The organism is Desulfitobacterium elongatum, from assembly GCF_055378975.1.
In genome coordinates this window covers 4522784-4541109 of the sequence record NZ_AP038772.1, presented here as the reverse complement: position 1 = coordinate 4541109, position 18326 = coordinate 4522784, and the positions used below count along the sequence as shown (strand labels likewise).

20 protein-coding genes are annotated in these 18326 nt (G+C 47.1%); all 20 read left to right on the top strand.

Annotated features, from left to right (window positions below; all coding sequences use genetic code 11):
• Nucleotides 1-348 precede the first annotated feature (348 nt).
• Nucleotides 349-3696 (top strand): DNA-directed RNA polymerase subunit beta, encoded by a 3348-nt coding sequence (gene rpoB / locus ACZ42W_RS21380; protein ID WP_464167279.1) that lies wholly within the window; start codon nucleotides 349-351, stop codon nucleotides 3694-3696.
• Between the two features lie 24 nt (nucleotides 3697-3720).
• A complete protein-coding gene (gene rpoC / locus ACZ42W_RS21375) occupies nucleotides 3721-7173 on the top strand; it encodes a DNA-directed RNA polymerase subunit beta' (protein ID WP_464167278.1) in 3453 nt (1150 codons plus the stop codon).
• A 91-nt stretch (nucleotides 7174-7264) separates the two neighbouring features.
• The gene (locus ACZ42W_RS21370) at nucleotides 7265-7516 is read left to right on the top strand and encodes a L7Ae/L30e/S12e/Gadd45 family ribosomal protein (RefSeq protein ID WP_464167277.1); all 252 of its coding nucleotides are present in this window, start codon (nucleotides 7265-7267) and stop codon (nucleotides 7514-7516) included.
• Nucleotides 7517-7620: 104 nt separating this feature from the next.
• A complete protein-coding gene (gene rpsL / locus ACZ42W_RS21365; RefSeq protein ID WP_464167276.1) occupies nucleotides 7621-8043 on the top strand; it encodes a 30S ribosomal protein S12 in 423 nt (140 codons plus the stop codon).
• Nucleotides 8044-8101: 58 nt separating this feature from the next.
• The gene (gene rpsG / locus ACZ42W_RS21360) at nucleotides 8102-8572 is read left to right on the top strand and encodes a 30S ribosomal protein S7 (RefSeq protein ID WP_464167275.1); all 471 of its coding nucleotides are present in this window, start codon (nucleotides 8102-8104) and stop codon (nucleotides 8570-8572) included.
• 70 nt (nucleotides 8573-8642) lie between these two features.
• On the top strand, nucleotides 8643-10721 hold the full coding sequence (gene fusA, locus ACZ42W_RS21355; protein WP_464167274.1) for an elongation factor G: 2079 nt from the start codon (nucleotides 8643-8645) through the stop codon (nucleotides 10719-10721).
• 126 nt (nucleotides 10722-10847) lie between these two features.
• The gene (gene tuf, locus ACZ42W_RS21350) at nucleotides 10848-12050 is read left to right on the top strand and encodes an elongation factor Tu (RefSeq protein WP_464167273.1); all 1203 of its coding nucleotides are present in this window, start codon (nucleotides 10848-10850) and stop codon (nucleotides 12048-12050) included.
• Between the two features lie 242 nt (nucleotides 12051-12292).
• Complete coding sequence (gene rpsJ / locus ACZ42W_RS21345; RefSeq protein ID WP_464167272.1) at nucleotides 12293-12601, top strand: 30S ribosomal protein S10; 309 nt, start codon at nucleotides 12293-12295, stop codon at nucleotides 12599-12601.
• Nucleotides 12602-12870: 269 nt separating this feature from the next.
• Nucleotides 12871-13503, top strand: a complete 633-nt coding sequence (gene rplC / locus ACZ42W_RS21340) for a 50S ribosomal protein L3 (RefSeq protein WP_464167271.1) — start codon at nucleotides 12871-12873, stop codon at nucleotides 13501-13503.
• Nucleotides 13504-13527: 24 nt separating this feature from the next.
• Entirely contained in the window at nucleotides 13528-14151 is a 624-nt protein-coding gene (gene rplD, locus ACZ42W_RS21335; RefSeq protein ID WP_464167270.1) for a 50S ribosomal protein L4, read from the top strand.
• The gene (rplW, locus tag ACZ42W_RS21330; protein WP_464167269.1) at nucleotides 14151-14438 is read left to right on the top strand and encodes a 50S ribosomal protein L23; all 288 of its coding nucleotides are present in this window, start codon (nucleotides 14151-14153) and stop codon (nucleotides 14436-14438) included. The genes rplD and rplW overlap by 1 nt, the downstream gene beginning before the upstream one ends.
• A gap of 24 nt (nucleotides 14439-14462) precedes the next feature.
• A complete protein-coding gene (gene rplB, locus ACZ42W_RS21325; RefSeq protein ID WP_464167268.1) occupies nucleotides 14463-15290 on the top strand; it encodes a 50S ribosomal protein L2 in 828 nt (275 codons plus the stop codon).
• Nucleotides 15291-15308: 18 nt separating this feature from the next.
• Entirely contained in the window at nucleotides 15309-15590 is a 282-nt protein-coding gene (rpsS, locus tag ACZ42W_RS21320; protein ID WP_464167267.1) for a 30S ribosomal protein S19, read from the top strand.
• Nucleotides 15591-15608: 18 nt separating this feature from the next.
• Entirely contained in the window at nucleotides 15609-15953 is a 345-nt protein-coding gene (gene rplV / locus ACZ42W_RS21315) for a 50S ribosomal protein L22 (protein ID WP_464167266.1), read from the top strand.
• A gap of 3 nt (nucleotides 15954-15956) precedes the next feature.
• Entirely contained in the window at nucleotides 15957-16616 is a 660-nt protein-coding gene (gene rpsC / locus ACZ42W_RS21310; RefSeq protein ID WP_464167265.1) for a 30S ribosomal protein S3, read from the top strand.
• Nucleotides 16617-17054, top strand: a complete 438-nt coding sequence (rplP, locus tag ACZ42W_RS21305; protein WP_464167264.1) for a 50S ribosomal protein L16 — start codon at nucleotides 16617-16619, stop codon at nucleotides 17052-17054.
• Nucleotides 17044-17247 carry a 50S ribosomal protein L29 gene (gene rpmC, locus ACZ42W_RS21300; RefSeq protein WP_464167263.1) on the top strand — a complete coding sequence of 68 codons (204 nt, stop codon included), beginning with the start codon at nucleotides 17044-17046 and terminating at the stop codon, nucleotides 17245-17247. The genes rplP and rpmC overlap by 11 nt, the downstream gene beginning before the upstream one ends.
• Before the next feature lie 23 nt (nucleotides 17248-17270).
• Nucleotides 17271-17531, top strand: a complete 261-nt coding sequence (rpsQ, locus tag ACZ42W_RS21295; protein WP_464167262.1) for a 30S ribosomal protein S17 — start codon at nucleotides 17271-17273, stop codon at nucleotides 17529-17531.
• A 36-nt stretch (nucleotides 17532-17567) separates the two neighbouring features.
• Complete coding sequence (rplN, locus tag ACZ42W_RS21290) at nucleotides 17568-17936, top strand: 50S ribosomal protein L14 (protein WP_464167261.1); 369 nt, start codon at nucleotides 17568-17570, stop codon at nucleotides 17934-17936.
• A gap of 31 nt (nucleotides 17937-17967) precedes the next feature.
• Nucleotides 17968-18306 (top strand): 50S ribosomal protein L24, encoded by a 339-nt coding sequence (rplX, locus tag ACZ42W_RS21285; RefSeq protein WP_464167260.1) that lies wholly within the window; start codon nucleotides 17968-17970, stop codon nucleotides 18304-18306.
• Nucleotides 18307-18326: the final 20 nt, after the last annotated feature.

Below are 18326 nucleotides of genomic sequence, written 5' to 3'. Positions count from 1 at the left end.
CCAAGTCGGGGAGCACCTTTCGCTTTAGCGGCTGTAATTATAATGTTAAAAAAATGTTGGAAAGAATTTTCTATAAAGTAATAGTTCTCCTTGACAATACCAGATAAACTTGGTATCCTTAGTAATTGTTACTGTACATAAAATGCTCTTATTATCCAGACTATCCCAGAAGAGGAAGAGCATATTAAGACTTGCAATGAGGAGATTATCATTTGATCAATTGTATCACGAAAGAGGGATCTCCATAAACAGAGAAGCGAGGTTTTGCAAAAGAGGCCTTGCTTTTGGCTGTTTATGTAACAATATTATCCTCGGGCGAGGACATCACACTTGAGGGGTGAAGCGTACATGTTCTATCCTGTTAAGGTTGGGACGCGGGAACGCTGGAGTTATTCCAGAATCCGGGAAGTTCTCGACATGCCAAATCTAATTGAAATTCAACAAAACTCCTATCAGTGGTTTCTTGATGAGGGGTTACGGGAAATGTTCCGTGACATTTCTCCAATTCAAGATTTCACAGGCAACCTCGTATTGGAATTTATCGATTATAGCTTAGGTGAACCCAAATACGATGTAGAAGAGTGCAAGGAGCGCGACGTAACGTATGCGGCACCGCTACGAGTCAAGGTTCGCCTCATTAATAAAGAGACAGGTGAGGTCAAGGAACAAGAGGTCTTCATGGGAGATTTCCCCTTGATGACTGTAAAAGGAACCTTCATTATTAATGGAGCTGAGCGTGTTATTGTTAGTCAGCTCGTTCGTTCGCCTGGAGTCTATTATGCCGAAAGCATCGATCCAAGTGGGAAGAAACTTTACGGTGCTACCGTCATCCCGAATCGGGGTGCTTGGTTGGAATTCGAGAGCGATCTCAACGACAATCTTTTTGTCCGTGTCGATCGGACCCGTAAGCTTCCGGCAACGGTGCTCATAAGGGCACTTGGTTATGCTACGAATGGACAGATAGCAGAACTCTTTAAGGATAATGAGCATATCCGGCTTACTTTAGAGCGGGACAACACAGAGTCTACAGAAGAGGCCCTTGTAGAAATCTACAAACGGTTACGTCCAGGAGAACCACCGACCGTAGATAGTGCACGCTCCCTGTTAGAAGCTTTATTCTTTGACGCTAAACGTTATGACCTTGCCAAGGTTGGACGTTATAAATTAAACAAAAAATTGGGCGTTGGGATTTCCGATGAAGTCCATCATCTTACGAGAGAAGATATTATTGCTTCCTTGAGCAAGATGCTTGACCTCATGAATGGGGAAGGGCATAAGGATGATATTGACCATCTTGGAAATCGACGTTTGCGTTCTGTCGGAGAACTCTTGCAGAATCAATTTAGAATCGGACTATCCCGTATGGAACGTGTCGTACGTGAACGGATGACAATTCAAGATGTGGATGTTATTACGCCCCAAGTCTTAATTAATATCCGTCCGGTTGTAGCCGCGATCAAAGAATTCTTTGGAAGCAGTCAGCTTTCGCAGTTTATGGATCAAACGAATCCTCTAGCAGAGCTTACCCATAAACGGCGTCTTAGTGCATTGGGACCTGGTGGATTAAGCCGTGAGCGTGCAGGCTTTGAAGTACGTGACGTTCATGCCTCTCACTATGGACGGATGTGCCCGATTGAGACCCCTGAGGGTCCAAACATCGGTTTGATTGGTTCCTTGAGCACCTATGGACGAATTAACCCTTATGGCTTCATTGAAGCACCTTATCGGAAAGTCGTCGATGGACGAGTAACGGACCAAATCGACTACCTTACAGCCGATGAGGAAGAGAAGCATATTGTTGCTCAGGCCAATGCCCCGCTAACAGAAGATGGACTATTTATTGAGGAGAAGATCGAGGGACGGCATGGTCCGGATTTCGTACTTGTTCCTCCCGAACGAATCGGTTATATGGACGTTTCCCCAAAACAGATGGTTTCTATAGCGACAGCGTTGATTCCTTTCCTTGAGCATGACGATGCCAACCGTGCCTTGATGGGTGCGAACATGCAGCGTCAAGCAGTGCCCCTTCTTAGGACTGATTCTCCCTATGTTGGAACAGGAATGGAGTATAAGGCAGCTAAGGACTCCGGAGTCTGTGTCTTGGCTCAACGTGAAGGAACTGTAGAACGATCTACAGCTGATCAAATTATCATCCGTCATGATGATGGAACCCTGGAAAAGCACAAGTTGCTGAAGTACCTCCGTTCTAACCAAGGGACATGTATCAACCAACGTCCAATTGTTCTAAAGGGTGAACGTGTTGAGGCCGGTCAGATTGTTGCTGATGGCCCATCCACAGACCATGGTGAACTTGCCTTAGGCCGTAATGTGCTGATCGCGTTTATGACCTGGGAAGGATATAACTACGAGGATGCTATTCTCATCAGCGAGAAACTTGTCAAAGAAGACTATTATACTTCAATCCATATTGAAGAGTACGAGGCTGATGCTCGGGATACCAAGCTTGGACCTGAGGAGATTACTCGTGACATCCCGAATGTCGGGGAAGACGTCTTAAAGGATCTCGATGAGCGTGGGATTATTCGAGTGGGTGCTGAAGTTAGACCTGGAGACATTCTCGTCGGTAAGGTTACTCCTAAAGGAGAAACAGAGCTCACTGCTGAAGAGCGCTTACTCCGAGCTATTTTTGGAGAGAAGGCCCGCGAAGTTCGTGATACGTCCCTTCGTGTCCCGCATGGTGAGGCAGGAAAGATTGTCGATGTCAAAGTCTTCACCCGCGAAAACGGGGATGAACTTGCTCCTGGCGTGAACCAACTTGTTCGTGTCTACATTGCTCAGAAACGTAAAATTTCCGTCGGGGACAAAATGGCTGGACGCCATGGAAATAAAGGGGTTATCTCCCGTATCATGAAGCAGGAAGATATGCCCTTCTTACCAGATGGTACTCCTGTAGAGATCGTTTTGAATCCTCTAGGCGTTCCATCTCGGATGAATATCGGACAGGTCATGGAGACTCACTTAGGAAGGGCAGCCAAAGCGCTTGGAATACGGATCGCAACTCCTGTTTTTGACGGTGCTAGCGAGAATGATGTTTTTGAAACGCTTAAAAAAGCAGGCCTTTCCGAGGATGGAAAAACCGTCCTTTATGACGGTCGGACAGGTGATCCCTTTGATAATAAAATTACTGTCGGGTATATGTACTTCTTAAAACTCCACCATCTTGTCGATGACAAAATTCATGCTCGTTCGACTGGACCATACTCTCTTGTTACCCAACAGCCTTTGGGAGGTAAAGCTCAGTTCGGAGGCCAGCGGTTTGGAGAGATGGAGGTTTGGGCACTTGAGGCCTATGGTGCAGCTTATACTCTACAAGAGATCTTAACCGTTAAGTCGGATGATGTCGTAGGACGTGTGAAGACTTACGAGGCGATTGTCAAAGGCGAGAATATTCCTGAACCGGGTGTTCCCGAATCCTTTAAAGTTCTAATTAAAGAGCTGCAAAGCTTATGCTTGGATGTCCGTGTCCTTTCTGAGGATGACAAAGAGATAGAAATCCGTGAGGTCGATGAAGATGTTACGGAGACAGCAAAGGAACTTGGAATTGATTTACACGAAGATCTTCCAACTCCGGTTTCTCAGGAATTGATTGAAAACACCGAGGAAGACGACTTCTTAGATGGGGAAAGCCCTGAAGAGGATGAAGTCCTTGATGACTTTGAGGATGAGCTGGAATAGACTCGGGTGAAAGGAGAGAGAACCGTGCTAGACGTCAACAACTTTGACCGGATGCGTATTGGCCTAGCTTCTCCTAGTATGATCCGTGAATGGTCACATGGAGAAGTAAAAAAGCCGGAAACCATTAACTATCGAACCCTAAAACCTGAGCGTGAAGGGTTATTCTGTGAAAAGATTTTTGGACCTACCCGTGACTGGGAGTGCCATTGTGGAAAGTACAAACGTGTTCGCTATAAAGGAATTGTTTGTGACCGTTGTGGAGTAGAAGTTACGCGTTCGAAAGTTCGTCGTGAGCGGATGGGCCATATTGAATTGGCTGCTCCGGTCTCCCATATCTGGTACTTTAAAGGAATTCCAAGTAGAATGGGGCTTCTCTTAGATATGTCGCCCCGTTCTTTGGAGAAGGTTCTTTATTTCGTTTCCTACATCGTGACCGATTCAGGGGATACCTCCTTAATGAAGAAGCAGCTTCTTACAGAAACCGAGTATCGGGAGTACCGTGAGAAGTATGGCAACCGTTTCAGTGCCAGTATGGGTGCTGAGGCGATCAAAGAGCTTCTCGAAGAGATGGACTTAGACAAACTCAATGATGAATTGAGAACAGAACTCAAAGAAGTATCAGGTCAACGTAAGATTCGGGCGATTCGTCGACTGGAAGTCGTTGAAGCCTTTAAGGAATCCGGAAATCGTCCTGATTGGATGATCATGGATGTTGTACCGGTTATTCCACCTGAACTGCGTCCAATGGTGCAGTTAGATGGAGGACGTTTTGCTACTTCTGACTTAAATGACCTTTATCGCCGGGTAATCAACCGGAATAATCGTCTGAAACGTCTGCTTGACCTAGGAGCGCCGGACATAATCGTACGTAATGAGAAACGGATGCTTCAGGAAGCAGTAGATGCATTGATCGACAATGGTCGTCGAGGCCGCCCGGTTACAGGCCCTGGAAATCGCCCTTTGAAATCCTTGAGTGATATGCTTAAAGGTAAGCAAGGACGTTTCCGCCAGAACTTGCTGGGAAAACGTGTCGACTATTCCGGTCGTTCGGTTATCGTGGTTGGACCGAACTTGAAATTACATCAATGCGGCTTACCCAAGGAGATGGCCCTAGAACTCTTCAAGCCCTTTGTCATGAAGAAACTTGTGAATGAAGGACATGCCCACAATATTAAAAGCGCGAAACGCATGGTGGAACGTGTGCGTCCAGAGGTTTGGGACGTTCTCGAGGAAGTTATCTCAGAACATCCAGTCCTTCTCAACCGTGCCCCAACTCTTCACCGTTTGGGAATTCAGGCTTTCGAACCCATCCTTGTTGAGGGTCGTGCTTTGCAGATTCATCCGCTCGTGTGTACAGCGTATAACGCCGACTTCGACGGAGACCAAATGGCAGTACACGTACCTCTTTCGGCAGAGGCTCAATCTGAGGCTAGATTGTTGATGCTTTCAGCTCACAACATCTTGAACCCAAAAGATGGCCGGCCGGTTGCTTCCCCGACCCAAGACATGGTCCTCGGTTCGTATTATCTGACCATGGATCGTCCTGGTGCGCTTGGTGAAGGAAAAGTCTTCAAGGATATGGATGAAGCGGTACTTGCCTACGACACGAAAGCAGTCAATCTTCAAGCAAAGATTAAAGTGCGTCAAGAGAATGGGGAACTGCTTGAAACCACAGTGGGTCGTTTGATCTTTAACTCGGTCATTCCTGAGGGAGTGGGATATTTCAACGAAGTTGCAAACAAGAAGACCTTGAACAACATTGTTGCTAAGAGTTACCGAGTCTGTGGGTATAAAGCAACGGCTGATTTGCTTGACGGAATCAAGAGCTTAGGCTTTAAGTTTTCCACTCGTGCAGGAATGACAGTCGGTTTGGCTGATATTACTGTTCCTGAAGAGAAAAGGCAGATTCTCGGTGATGCGGATGCTCAGGTCACAAAGACAGAACAACAGTACCGTCGTGGTCTGATTACGGATGAAGAGCGTTATGGCAAGGTTATTGAAATCTGGACCAGAGCAACTGAGACCGTAACCAAGGCCCTGATGGATACGTTGGATAAATTCAATCCAGTCTACATGATGGCAACCTCCGGAGCCCGCGGTAACATTCAACAGCTTCGTCAGCTTGCAGGAATGCGCGGACTCATGGCCGATCCATCGGGTAGAACGATTGAGTTGCCGATTAAGGCAAACTTCCGTGAAGGTCTAACCGTTTTGGAGTACTTTATTTCCTCTCACGGTGCACGGAAAGGCTTGGCTGATACGGCACTTCGTACAGCTGACTCCGGATATCTAACCCGTCGTTTGGTTGACGTTTCCCAGGATGTCATCGTCCGTGAAGAAGATTGCGGTACGACCCAGGGAATCATCGTAGACGATGTTAAGGATGGTCCAGAAGTTATCGAGAAGCTTGAAGAGCGTCTTGTTGGACGTTTCCTCATGGAAGATATCAAACATCCTGAGACTGGGGAGATCCTCGCAACGGCGGATAAGGAAATTACTGAAGACCAGGCCAAAGCCATCGCTGAAGTATACGATCAAGTCGCGATTCGTTCGGTTCTTACCTGTAAAACCCGTTATGGCGTATGCCGGAAGTGCTATGGGCGAAATCTTGCAACCGGCCGTTATGTAGAGATGGGTGAGGCTGTAGGAATTATCGCCGCACAGTCGATCGGTGAGCCAGGAACCCAGCTGACCATGCGTACTTTCCATACCGGAGGTGTCGCGGGAGACGATATCACTCAAGGTTTGCCGAGGGTTGAGGAACTCTTCGAAGCTCGTAAACCAAAAGGTCAGGCGATTATCTCAGAGAATGATGGAGTAGCTTCAATCCGTGAAGTCAAAGGACGGCGTGAAGTGGAAATCGTTAGCGATAATGATGAGCGCCAGTCTTACACCATTCCTTATGGTTCAAGGTTAAAAGTCCGAGAAGGGACACGCGTTGAAGCAGGGGATGAGCTGACTGAAGGTAGTATCAATCCACATGATATGCTGAAGGTAAAAGGAATCCGTGGAGTTCAAGTCTATCTCTTAGGAGAAGTTCAACGCGTTTATCGCCTCCAGGGTGTTGATATCAATGATAAACACATTGAGGTTATGGTTCGTCAAATGCTTCGCAAAGTTAAAGTTGAAGAAGCCGGAGATACCAGCCTCCTACCTGGCGGATTGATCGATGTCTTTGACTTTGAAGAGGAGAATACGAAGGTCATCGCAGCAGGTGGTGAACCCGCAGTAGCTCGACCGGTACTTCTCGGAATCACGAAAGCTTCGCTAGCTACAGACTCCTTCCTTTCCGCTGCTTCCTTCCAGGAAACCACGAGGGTCCTCACGGAAGCTGCAATCAAAGGAAAAGTCGATCCGCTACTCGGCTTAAAAGAGAATGTAATTATCGGAAAACTAATCCCAGCAGGCACAGGAATGTCTAGATACCGTAATATAAAGGTTTTGGATGCGGACGAAACTCAAAATCTTGACACCTGAAATTCCTGATGATAAAATACTATAGTGTGATTTATGCGTATTAGGAAAAATATGTATAAATCCGCCTCAATCTAAGGAGGAAAGCATTCTCATGCTTGATGAAACCTTAAAAAAATCCAAACACAAAACCGTTGGAGTCAAGCAAACACAACGGGCCCTCGAAAAAGGGAGTGTGCTCCGAGTCTACGTCGCCCAGGATGCTGAAATGCATGTCTTACGTCCCATTGTGGAACAATGTCGTAATCAGGGGATTGAACTCCTCGAGATTCCGACAATGACCGAACTAGGGAAAGCATGCGGTATCGAAGTTGGGGCGGCAGTCGCTGCGCTTCTCGCAGAGTAGACAAGGAACTTCGAGTCTTTCACGTTAGTTTTAGGAATTGCTTGCTAGATGCTGCAGCAAGCAATTCCTTTGATATTGTTCTCGCTTAGGAAGGAGGTGTAGTTATGCCGACGATTAATCAGTTGATTCGTCAAGGACGTACCCAATTGGCCAAGAAATCAACAGCTCCTGCAATGCAATGGGGCTTAAACTCTTTAAAACGTAAGCAGTATCCCTCTGGAGGATCCCCGCAAAAGCGTGGTGTATGTACGAGGGTTTACACGACAACTCCGAAGAAGCCGAACTCTGCTCTTCGTAAAGTTGCCCGTGTGCGCTTAACTAATGGTATTGAGGTAACTTCTTATATTCCTGGTATCGGGCACAATCTGCAAGAGCACAGTGTTGTACTTGTTCGTGGTGGCCGTGTTAAAGACTTACCAGGTGTTCGTTACCATATCATTCGTGGTGCGCTCGATACTCAAGGTGTTCAAAAGCGGATGCAAGCCCGCTCTAAATATGGTGCAAAACGACCTAAGAAAGCGAAGTAATTCGATTTGATAGGTTGTTGGTGAGATTCGGAATGAAAGTGTAAAGGGGGGAAATAATTTGCCACGTAAGGGATATATCGCTAAACGTGAGGTTCTGCCAGATCCGATTTATAAGAACCGTACACTGACGAAGTTTATTAACCAAATCATGTTAGACGGTAAAAAAGGAACTGCAGAAGCCATTTGCTATAATGCGTTCGAAATCATTCGCGAGAAAAGCGGCAAGGATCCGATCGAGGTATTCGAAACTGCACTCAAGAATGTTATGCCAGTACTCGAAGTTAAGGCACGCCGTGTTGGTGGTGCAAACTACCAAGTACCGATCGAGGTTCGCACAGAGCGCCGTCAAACTTTAGGTTTGCGTTGGCTCGTGGGCTACGCTCGTAAACGGAGTGAAAAGACTATGGAAGAGAAGATCGCTGGCGAACTTCTCGATGCTTCGAATAATACGGGTGGATCCATTAAGAAAAAAGAAGACACTCATAAAATGGCTGATGCTAATAAAGCGTTCGCACATTTCCGTTGGTAGGATGACTCGGAGTTTTCGAACTTCTAGTCATGCTGCTTAAGGAATATTACGACAGAAAGGGGGATTATCAGTGGCAAGACAATTTCCATTAGAGAAAACCCGGAATATCGGCATCATGGCTCATATTGATGCAGGTAAAACGACCACGACCGAGCGTATTTTATTCTACACGGGACGTGTGCATAAGATCGGGGAAGTTCATGACGGTGCAGCGACCATGGACTGGATGGTTCAGGAGCAGGAGCGTGGAATCACGATCACTTCTGCAGCAACGACCTGTCAATGGAAAGACCATCGTATTAACATTATCGATACACCAGGGCACGTGGACTTCACAGTAGAAGTAGAGCGCTCTTTGCGTGTACTTGATGGCACTGTGGCAGTATTTGATTCTGTCTCCGGCGTAGAGCCTCAATCCGAAACAGTATGGCGGCAGGCGGATAAATACGGAGTACCCCGTATTGCCTATATCAACAAAATGGACCGCATGGGTGCCGATTTCTTCCGTGCTTGTTCTATGATTTCTGATCGGTTAGGTGCTAATCCAGTACCGATTCAAATACCGATTGGAGCAGAAGAGAACTTTAAGGGAATGATCGACCTGGTGAAGATGACTGCGATGGTCTATACAGACGATCTAGGCACCACCAGTGAAACGTCCGATATCCCCGGAGACTTAGTCGAAGTAGCCAATAAATATCGTGAGAACCTCATAGATCATGTTGCTGAAATGAGCGAAGAACTCACGATGAAATATCTCGAAGGTGAAGAACTAACAGAGCAAGAAATCCATGATGGAATTCGACTTGGAACAATTGCTAATAAATTTGTTCCAGTGCTCTGCGGATCTTCGTTCAAGAACAAAGGGGTTCAACCGCTCTTGGATGCGGTTGTCGATTATATGCCATCCCCGATTGATGTACCTGCTATTAAAGGTGTGCATCCGGAGACTGGTGAAGAAGATCATCGCGAATCGAGCGATGTGATTCCTTTCTCCGCCTTGGCCTTTAAGATCATGGCTGACCCTTATGTGGGTAAATTGGCATTTTTCCGGGTATATTCTGGAACCTTAGGTTCAGGATCCTATGTCTACAACTCAACCAAAGGAAAGCGTGAACGTATTGGTCGTATTCTCCAGATGCATGCGAACCACCGTGAAGAAATTCCAGAGGTTCGTGCCGGAGATATCGCAGCAGCGGTTGGGCTGAAAGACACGACAACGGGGGATACACTCTGTGATGAGAAAGCCCCTATTATCCTCGAATCCATGGTATTCCCTGATCCAGTTATCGATGTAGCCATTGAGCCCAAGACGAAACAAGACCAGGAGAAGATGGGTACAGCCTTAGCTCGTTTAGCAGAAGAGGATCCAACCTTCAAGATGCGGACTGACCAGGAAACTGGACAAACAATTATTGCTGGGATGGGCGAGCTCCATCTCGAAATTATTGTCGATCGTCTGCAACGCGAATTTAAAGTCGACTGCAATGTCGGACGTCCTCAAGTTGCTTATAAGGAAACCATCCGCCGCACGGTTAAAGCTGAAGGTAAGTTTGTACGTCAATCCGGTGGACGTGGACAATATGGACACTGCTGGATTGAACTCGAACCCCTCGAACCGGGTAGTGGCTTCGAATTTGTTAATAAGGTCGTGGGTGGTGTTATTCCTAAGGAATATATCAACCCGATCGGTGCTGGTATCGAAGAAGCCATGCAAAATGGTATCTTAGCTGGGTATCCCGTATTGGATATTCGTGCTACCGTCTTTGACGGATCCTACCATGATGTAGACTCCTCCGAAATGGCATTTAAGATTGCAGGTTCGATGGCTTTCAAATCCGGTGCTGCTAAAGCAGATCCTTCAATTCTCGAACCGGTGATGAAAGTAGAAGTTACGGTTCCAGAAGAGTATATGGGTGATGTTATCGGGGATATTAACTCCCGTCGTGGACGGATTGAAGGAATGGAAGCCCGTTCAGGTGCTGAAGTTATTCGTGGCTTCGTACCACTTTCCGAAATGTTTGGTTATGCAACAGACCTTCGTTCCCGTACTCAAGGACGTGGAACCTATGTCATGATGTTTGACCATTATGAGGATGTTCCTAAGAATATTGCTGAAGGCATTATTGCTAAGCGTCAAGGAGCATAATCAAGGCCAGGTCAGAAACCGGAGGTCAGATTAGGTTGTTTGATAGGGCCTCCGGATTGCAAAACTAGCTTTCAAGCTAGCTATGCTTCTTAATTTAAATATTTATTTAAGGAGTGAAAAATTAAAATGGGAAAACAAAAGTATGAACGTACAAAACCCCACGTTAACGTAGGGACCATCGGTCACGTTGACCATGGTAAAACCACCACAACGGCTGCTATCACCGTTGTTCTTTCCAAGGCTGGTGGCGCAATAGCTACAGCATTCGATCAAATCGACAAAGCTCCTGAAGAGCGCGAGCGTGGAATCACAATTTCCACTGCACACGTTGAGTACGAGACATCTGCTCGTCACTATGCTCACGTTGACTGCCCAGGACACGCCGACTATGTTAAGAACATGATCACCGGTGCTGCACAGATGGACGGAGCTATTCTCGTAGTATCTGCTGCTGATGGCCCGATGCCACAAACCCGTGAGCACATCCTTCTTGCTCGCCAAGTAGGTGTTCCTTACATTGTTGTATGGCTTAACAAAGCTGACATGGTTGATGATCCGGAACTTATGGAACTCGTTGAAATGGAAATTCGTGAACTCCTCACCGAGTATGAATTCCCTGGCGACGATATCCCCATCGTTCCTGGTTCTGGCTTGAAAGCTCTCCAATGTGGTTGCGGACAACGCGATTGCGAATGGTGCGGTAAGATCTGGAACCTCATGGATGCAGTTGATTCCTACGTCCCAACTCCTGAGCGTGCTACCGATAAGCCGTTCCTCATGCCTGTAGAGGATGTATTCACGATTACTGGTCGTGGTACCGTTGCTACTGGTCGTGTAGAGCGTGGTATCGTTAAAGTCGGCGACGAAGTAGAAATCGTCGGATTGACTGAAGCTCCTCGCAAATCTGTTGTTACTGGTGTAGAAATGTTCCGTAAGCTTCTCGATCAAGCTCAAGCTGGAGACAACATCGGAGCTCTTCTCCGTGGTGTTGACCGTAAGGATATCGAGCGCGGACAAGTACTTGCTAAAACCGGTAGCATTAAGCCACACACCTCCTTCACTGGTGAGGTCTTTATCCTCAGCAAAGAAGAGGGTGGCCGTCATACCCCATTCTTCAACAACTATCGCCCTCAGTTCTACTTCCGTACAACTGACGTAACTGGTGTAGTTACCCTTCCAGAAGGTACTGAAATGGTTATGCCTGGCGACCGTGTAACGATCCAATGCGATCTCATCACCCCAATCGCTATGGAAGAAGGCTTACGTTTCGCTATCCGTGAAGGTGGCCGTACCGTAGGCGCTGGCGTTGTAGCAAAAGTAATTAAGTAAGTTCGGTATAGAGCGAATTTTAGGACTGGGGCTAGTCGAACTGATGCCAGATGTCCGAGGCCGGAGGCCAATACCTCCATTCGGACGGGCTGATGCGAAGGCTAGCCCTATCCTAGCGCTTATTGCTTTGCTTTTCGAAAATAGGTATAGAAGGTTGCCGTGGGGAGTAACTCCGCTTCCACCGGGGAATTTCTACGCCAAATAACCCGTACAACGGGAAAATTATTAGGAGGTTTTTAAAAATGAGCAGTCAAAAGATTCGTATCCGCCTGAAGGCATTTGATCACAAAATCCTTGATTCATCTGCTGAGAAAATTGTTGAAACCGCGAAGAGAACCGGTGCACGCGTCAGTGGCCCGATTCCCCTTCCGACTGAGAAGAACATCTTCACCATTCTTCGTTCTCCCCATGTCAATAAAGATTCTCGTGAGCAATTTGAAATGCGTACCCATAAGCGTCTCATCGATATCCTCGAGCCGACTTCTAAGACGGTAGATGCTTTGATGCGTTTAGATTTACCTTCTGGCGTTGATATTGAAATTAAACTCTAATCTCATTTTCAAGGCTTCATACAGTCATAAAAACTAATAAACGCTGGTTAAGTAGGAATGTCTGAAAGATTAAACATTCAGACACTCCAAAATGCTAGCGTTCATTTAGAGTTTATGATATACTAATTCATGTTTGTTGCGCGAAACGCCCGGAAGCGTGGAGTTGTGCATTTGGTCGTAGCGTACAAAATAATAAATTCAAATTTGGGACACTCTCGTGCTCTGGAGAAATATCTAGCGCACTTCAAAGTGTTCAGGAGGTGGCATTCGTGTCGAAAGGAATTTTGGGTAAAAAAATCGGAATGACCCAGGTATTTACGGAAAACGGACATCTGATTCCCGTAACTGTGGTCGAAGTAGGTCCCTGCTATGTGGTCCAAAAGAAGACCGTTGCAACTGATGGTTACAACGCAATTCAAATTGGATTTGGCGCTTTGCCTGAGAGATTGGCAAACAAGCCGCAAAAGGGTCACTATCAAAAGGCTTCCGTGAAGCCAATGCGTTGGATTCGTGAGTTCCGCATGGACAATGTTGATGCTTACGAAGTCGGTCAAGAGGTAAAAGCAGCTGATGTTTTCGCAGCAGGCGATGCAGCAGACGTTGTAGGAACCTCCAAGGGTAAAGGCTTCCAAGGTATGATCAAACGTCATGGCGCATCTCGTGGACCAATGGCGCATGGTTCTAAGTATCACCGCCGCACGGGTTCCCTCGGCGCGAAAGGCCCGGCTCGTGTCTTTAAAGGCCGCAAACTTCCAGGACGGATGGGTGGAGAGCGTGTAACCGTTCAAAACCTTCAAGTTGTTCGGGTGGATGCGGATAAGAATATGCTTCTCATTAAAGGTGCCGTACCAGGCGCTAAAAAGGGATTGCTCATCCTTAAGCCTTCCGTTAAGGCGAAGTAACTTGTAAGAAAGGAGGAATAAGCAATGCCAAAGGTTCAAGTAGTTAACATGCAAGGTTCTCCCGTTGGAGAGCTCGAGCTGGATGAATATGTATTCGGAATTGAACCCAATACCCATGTAATGCACTCTGCAGTTGTATCTCAACTTGCAAGCCTAAGACGTGGTACACATTCCACCTTGCTCCGTGGTGAAGTTCGCGGAGGCGGACGTAAACCCTGGCGTCAAAAAGGAACGGGTCGTGCACGTGCAGGTAGTATCCGTTCTCCTCTATGGAGAGGTGGTGCTGTGCTCTTCGGACCCAAACCTCGCGATTATGGATTCAGCCTTCCTAAGAAGGTTCGTCGCTTGGCTTTGCGTTCGGCCCTTTCTTCCAAGGTAGTCGAGCAACAATTGATCGTATTGGAAGATCTGAACTTGAACGAAGCAAAAACTCGTGAAATGGTGAAAGTGCTTAAAGCGTTGAACGTCAACAAGAAAGCACTCATCGTAACCGATGAAGCTAGTGACACAGTAACTCGCTCAGCTCGCAATATCGATGGCGTTAAAGCGACAGCTGTCGAAGGACTGAATGTCTACGAAATCTTAAAGTACGACGTCATTGTGATGACGAAAGCAGCGGTAACGAAAACGGAGGAGGTGTTAGCGTAATGCGCGATGCTCGTGATGTACTCAAGCGTCCTGTGATTTCTGAGAAGTCTGTTGGACTCGTTGAGGAAAACAAGTACTCCTTCTGGGTTGACACAGCTGCAAACAAGATTGAGATCAAAGCTGCAGTTGAGAAAATGTTTAAAGTTAAAGTCGTTGAAGTACGGACCATGAACGTGGATGGAAAAATGAAACGTGTTGGAAAGTACTCTGGTAAAACGGCAGACCGTAAAAAAGCGATTGTTACGCTCAAAGCTGGAGAACGCATTGAAGGCTTTGCAGGTCTGTAAGCTTGAAGCAAAGGAGGTAAACCAATGGCAGTAAAAGCATTTAGACCCTATACTTCAAGTCGTCGCAATATGACAGTGTCGACGTTTGAGGAGATTACAAAAACTACACCTGAGCGTTCCTTGCTCGCACCTTTGACCAAGAAGGCCGGTCGTAATAACTACGGTCGACTCAGTGTACGTCACCAAGGTGGCGGCCATAAACGCCAGTATCGCTTGATTGACTTCAAACGTAACAAAGATAATGTGCCTGCAAAAGTTGCGTCGATCGAATACGATCCTAACCGTTCTGCGAACATCGCGCTGCTTCATTACTTGGATGGCCACAAAGCTTATATCTTAGCTCCTAATGGCTTAAAAGTAGGACAAGTCGTTGTTTCTGGACCGGAATCTGATATCAAAGTAGGAAATGCTCTTCCAGTCAAGAACATTCCCGTTGGTACCCTGCTCCATAACATTGAGATGAAGCCTGGCAAAGGAGCTCAACTCGTCCGCTCAGCTGGTGGATCTGCTCAGCTTATGGCTAAAGAAGGTTCTTATGCAACCTTAAGACTTCCTTCCGGTGAAATGCGCATGGTGCACATTGACTGCCGCGCAACGATTGGTCAGGTCGGTAACCTTGATCACGAGAACATCAACATCGGTAAAGCCGGTCGTACTCGCTGGTTAGGAATTCGTCCGACAGTTCGTGGTTCTGTTATGAACCCGGTTGACCATCCACATGGTGGTGGTGAGGGTCGTAACCCAATCGGTCGTAATCCTGTTACTCCTTGGGGTAAACCGGCACTTGGAGCGAAGACCCGTAAGAAGAAAAATCCTTCTAACCGCTTCATTGTGAAACGGCGCAGTAAGTAATCGAAAGGAGGCCAAACAATGAGTAGATCTCTGAAAAAAGGGCCTTACGTAGAAGCGCGTTTGCTTGCTCGTGTGGAAGGAATGAATGCCTCCGGTGACAAGCGTGTTCTAAAGACTTGGTCCAGAAGTTCAACAATTTTCCCGCAAATGGTTGGACATACCATTGCGGTTCATGATGGACGGAAACATGTTCCCGTCTATGTTACTGAAGATATGGTAGGACACAAACTTGGTGAGTTTGCACCTACCCGCGCCTACAAGGGGCATGCTGGCAGTGAAAAGTCCAGCGGCCTACGTTAAAAAGGAGGAGTTGACAAAATGCAACAAGCTAAAGCGATTGCAAGATACGTGCGAATCTCTCCTCGTAAGGTGCGCCAAGTGGTCGACCTCATTCGCGGTAAGAAAGTAAGCGATGCTCTCGCAATTCTCCAATTCACCCCGAAAGGTGCTACGGAGCCTGTGACGAAAGTTCTTCAATCGGCAGTTGCCAATGCAGAACACAACTATGAGATGGATACGGACACTCTGTTCGTCAAGGAAGTCTTCGTAGATCAAGGGCCGACCTTAAAGCGCATTAAACCCCGGGCCATGGGACGTGCTGATCAGATCCGCAAGCGGACCAGCCATATCACCGTGGTCGTCGGAGAGAAGAAGGAGGTTTAAACCGTGGGTCAAAAGGTAAATCCTAAAGGCTTCCGGGTCGGGATTATTCGCGACTGGGAAGGCCGCTGGTTTGCAGATAAAAACTACAAGGAACTCCTTCATGAGGATTTGAAGGTTCGTAAGTTCGTAAAACAGAAGCTACACCAAGCAGGTGTACCTAAAGTAGAGATTGAACGTGCAGCAAATCGTGTAAAAGTATCGGTTTATGCGGCTAAGCCGGGAATCGTTATCGGACGCGGTGGCCAAGAAGTAGAAAATCTCCGCAAACAACTCGAGCACTTGACTGGCAAGCAAGTCGCTGTCAATATCGTGGAAGTGAAAAAGCCTGAGCTTGATGCTCAACTCGTTGCTGAGGGTGTTGCTCAACAACTTGAAAAGCGCGTATCCTTCCGTCGTGCTATGAAACAAACTGTACAACGCAGCATGCGTGTCGGCGCTCAAGGAATCAAGATTTCCTGCAGTGGCCGTCTAGCAGGAGCTGAAATTGCTCGGACCGAGTGGTATAACGAGGGAAAAGTTCCCCTTCACACCATTCGTGCTGATATCGATTATGGTTTTGCAGAAGCAAATACCACCTATGGAAAAATTGGCGTTAAAGTCTGGATTTACAAAGGAGAGGTTCTTCCCGCCAAGAAGGTCGCTCAGGTGGAAGGAGGAAAATAAATGCTAGTCCCATCCAGAGTGAAGCATCGGAAACAACATCGTGGACGGATGCACGGAACAGCTACTCGCGGTAATACAATTACCTTCGGCGAGTTCGGATTAGTGGCCTTGGAGCCAGCATGGATTACAAATCGCCAGATCGAGGCTGCGCGTATCGCAATGACCCGTTATATCAAACGGGGTGGCCAGGTTTGGATTAAGATTTTCCCGGATAAGCCGATTACGGCGAAACCGGCTGAAACCCGTATGGGTAGTGGTAAAGGGGCTCCAGAATACTGGGTAGCCGTCGTAAAACCCGGTCGTGTCATGTTTGAACTGGCCGGTATATCAGAAGAGGTTGCACGTGAGGCATTGCGCCTAGCTATGCATAAGCTTCCAATTAAGTGTAAGATCGTCCGCCGCGAAGAATTAGAGGGAGGTGACGCAAATGAAAACTAAAGAATTCCGTGACATGACCAACGAAGAGCTCCTCAAGAATATCGATGAATTCAAGACGGAACTGTTTAATTTGCGTTTCCAACTGGCGACCGGACAACTCGACAATCCAGCGAGAATCCGTGAAGTTCGGAAAGGTATTGCCCGCGGCAAGACCATTCTCCGTGAGCGCGAACTGAAAATTAACCGTGCTTAAGGTTGGAAAGGAGGCTTTTTAACATGGAAAGAGCCCAACGCAAAGTAAAAGTGGGTAAAGTCGTGAGCGACAAGATGGAAAAGACAGTCGTTGTTTTAGTAGAAATGACTGTGCGCCATCCGCTTTATAATAGAACCATTAGACAGAGCAAGAAGTATAAAGCACATGATGAGAACAACGAAGCCCGCACTGGGGATACCGTTGTCATCATGGAGACTCGTCCGCTTAGTAAAGATAAACGCTGGCGCGTTGTAGAGATCACCAATAAGGCGGTTGTTCTCTAAGAGCGTGCACTTTGAATTCGGAAGGGGGTCAACAGGATGATCCAGGTTCAAACAAGGCTCAGAGTGGGAGACAATTCTGGAGCAAAAGAGCTGATGTGCATCCGGGTGCTCGGTGGCTCGCTCCGCCGTTACGCATCGATTGGAGATATTATTGTGGCTTCTGTTAAAGAAGCAACACCAGGCGGCGTTGTTAAAAAGGGAGACGTCGTAAAGGCGGTTGTAGTTCGCACAAGGAAAGAAATCAAGCGCAAAGACGGTACCTACATTCGCTTCAGCGAAAATGCTGCCGTTATCATTAAGGACGATAAGAGTCCTCGCGGAACCCGTATCTTTGGACCAGTGGCCCGCGAATTACGCGATAGAGATTTCATGAAGATTATCTCTCTCGCACCGGAAGTAATCTAAGTAAGACCCCATACCAGTGGAGGTGAACGAAGTGGCTGCTGTAAAGCAAAAGATACACGTCAAAAAAGGCGATATGGTCATGGTGATCACAGGTAAGGACGCCGGCAAAAAAGGTAAAGTCCTTGAAGTGTTCGCGAAAAAGGGCCGTGTGGTTGTGGAGAAGATTAACATCGTAAAGCGCCATACCAAGCCAACCCAAAGTCTGCCACAAGGTGGAATTTTGGAGAAGGAAGCACCAATCGCAAGCTCAAATGTCATGCTATACTGCACAGAGTGCAATAATGTAACTCGCGTCAGCATGAAAGAAACTGAGGCCGGAAAAGTCCGTGTTTGTAAAAAATGCGGTGTGAACCTGCCCGACAAACACTAATCGAGAAGGGAGGGACCTTA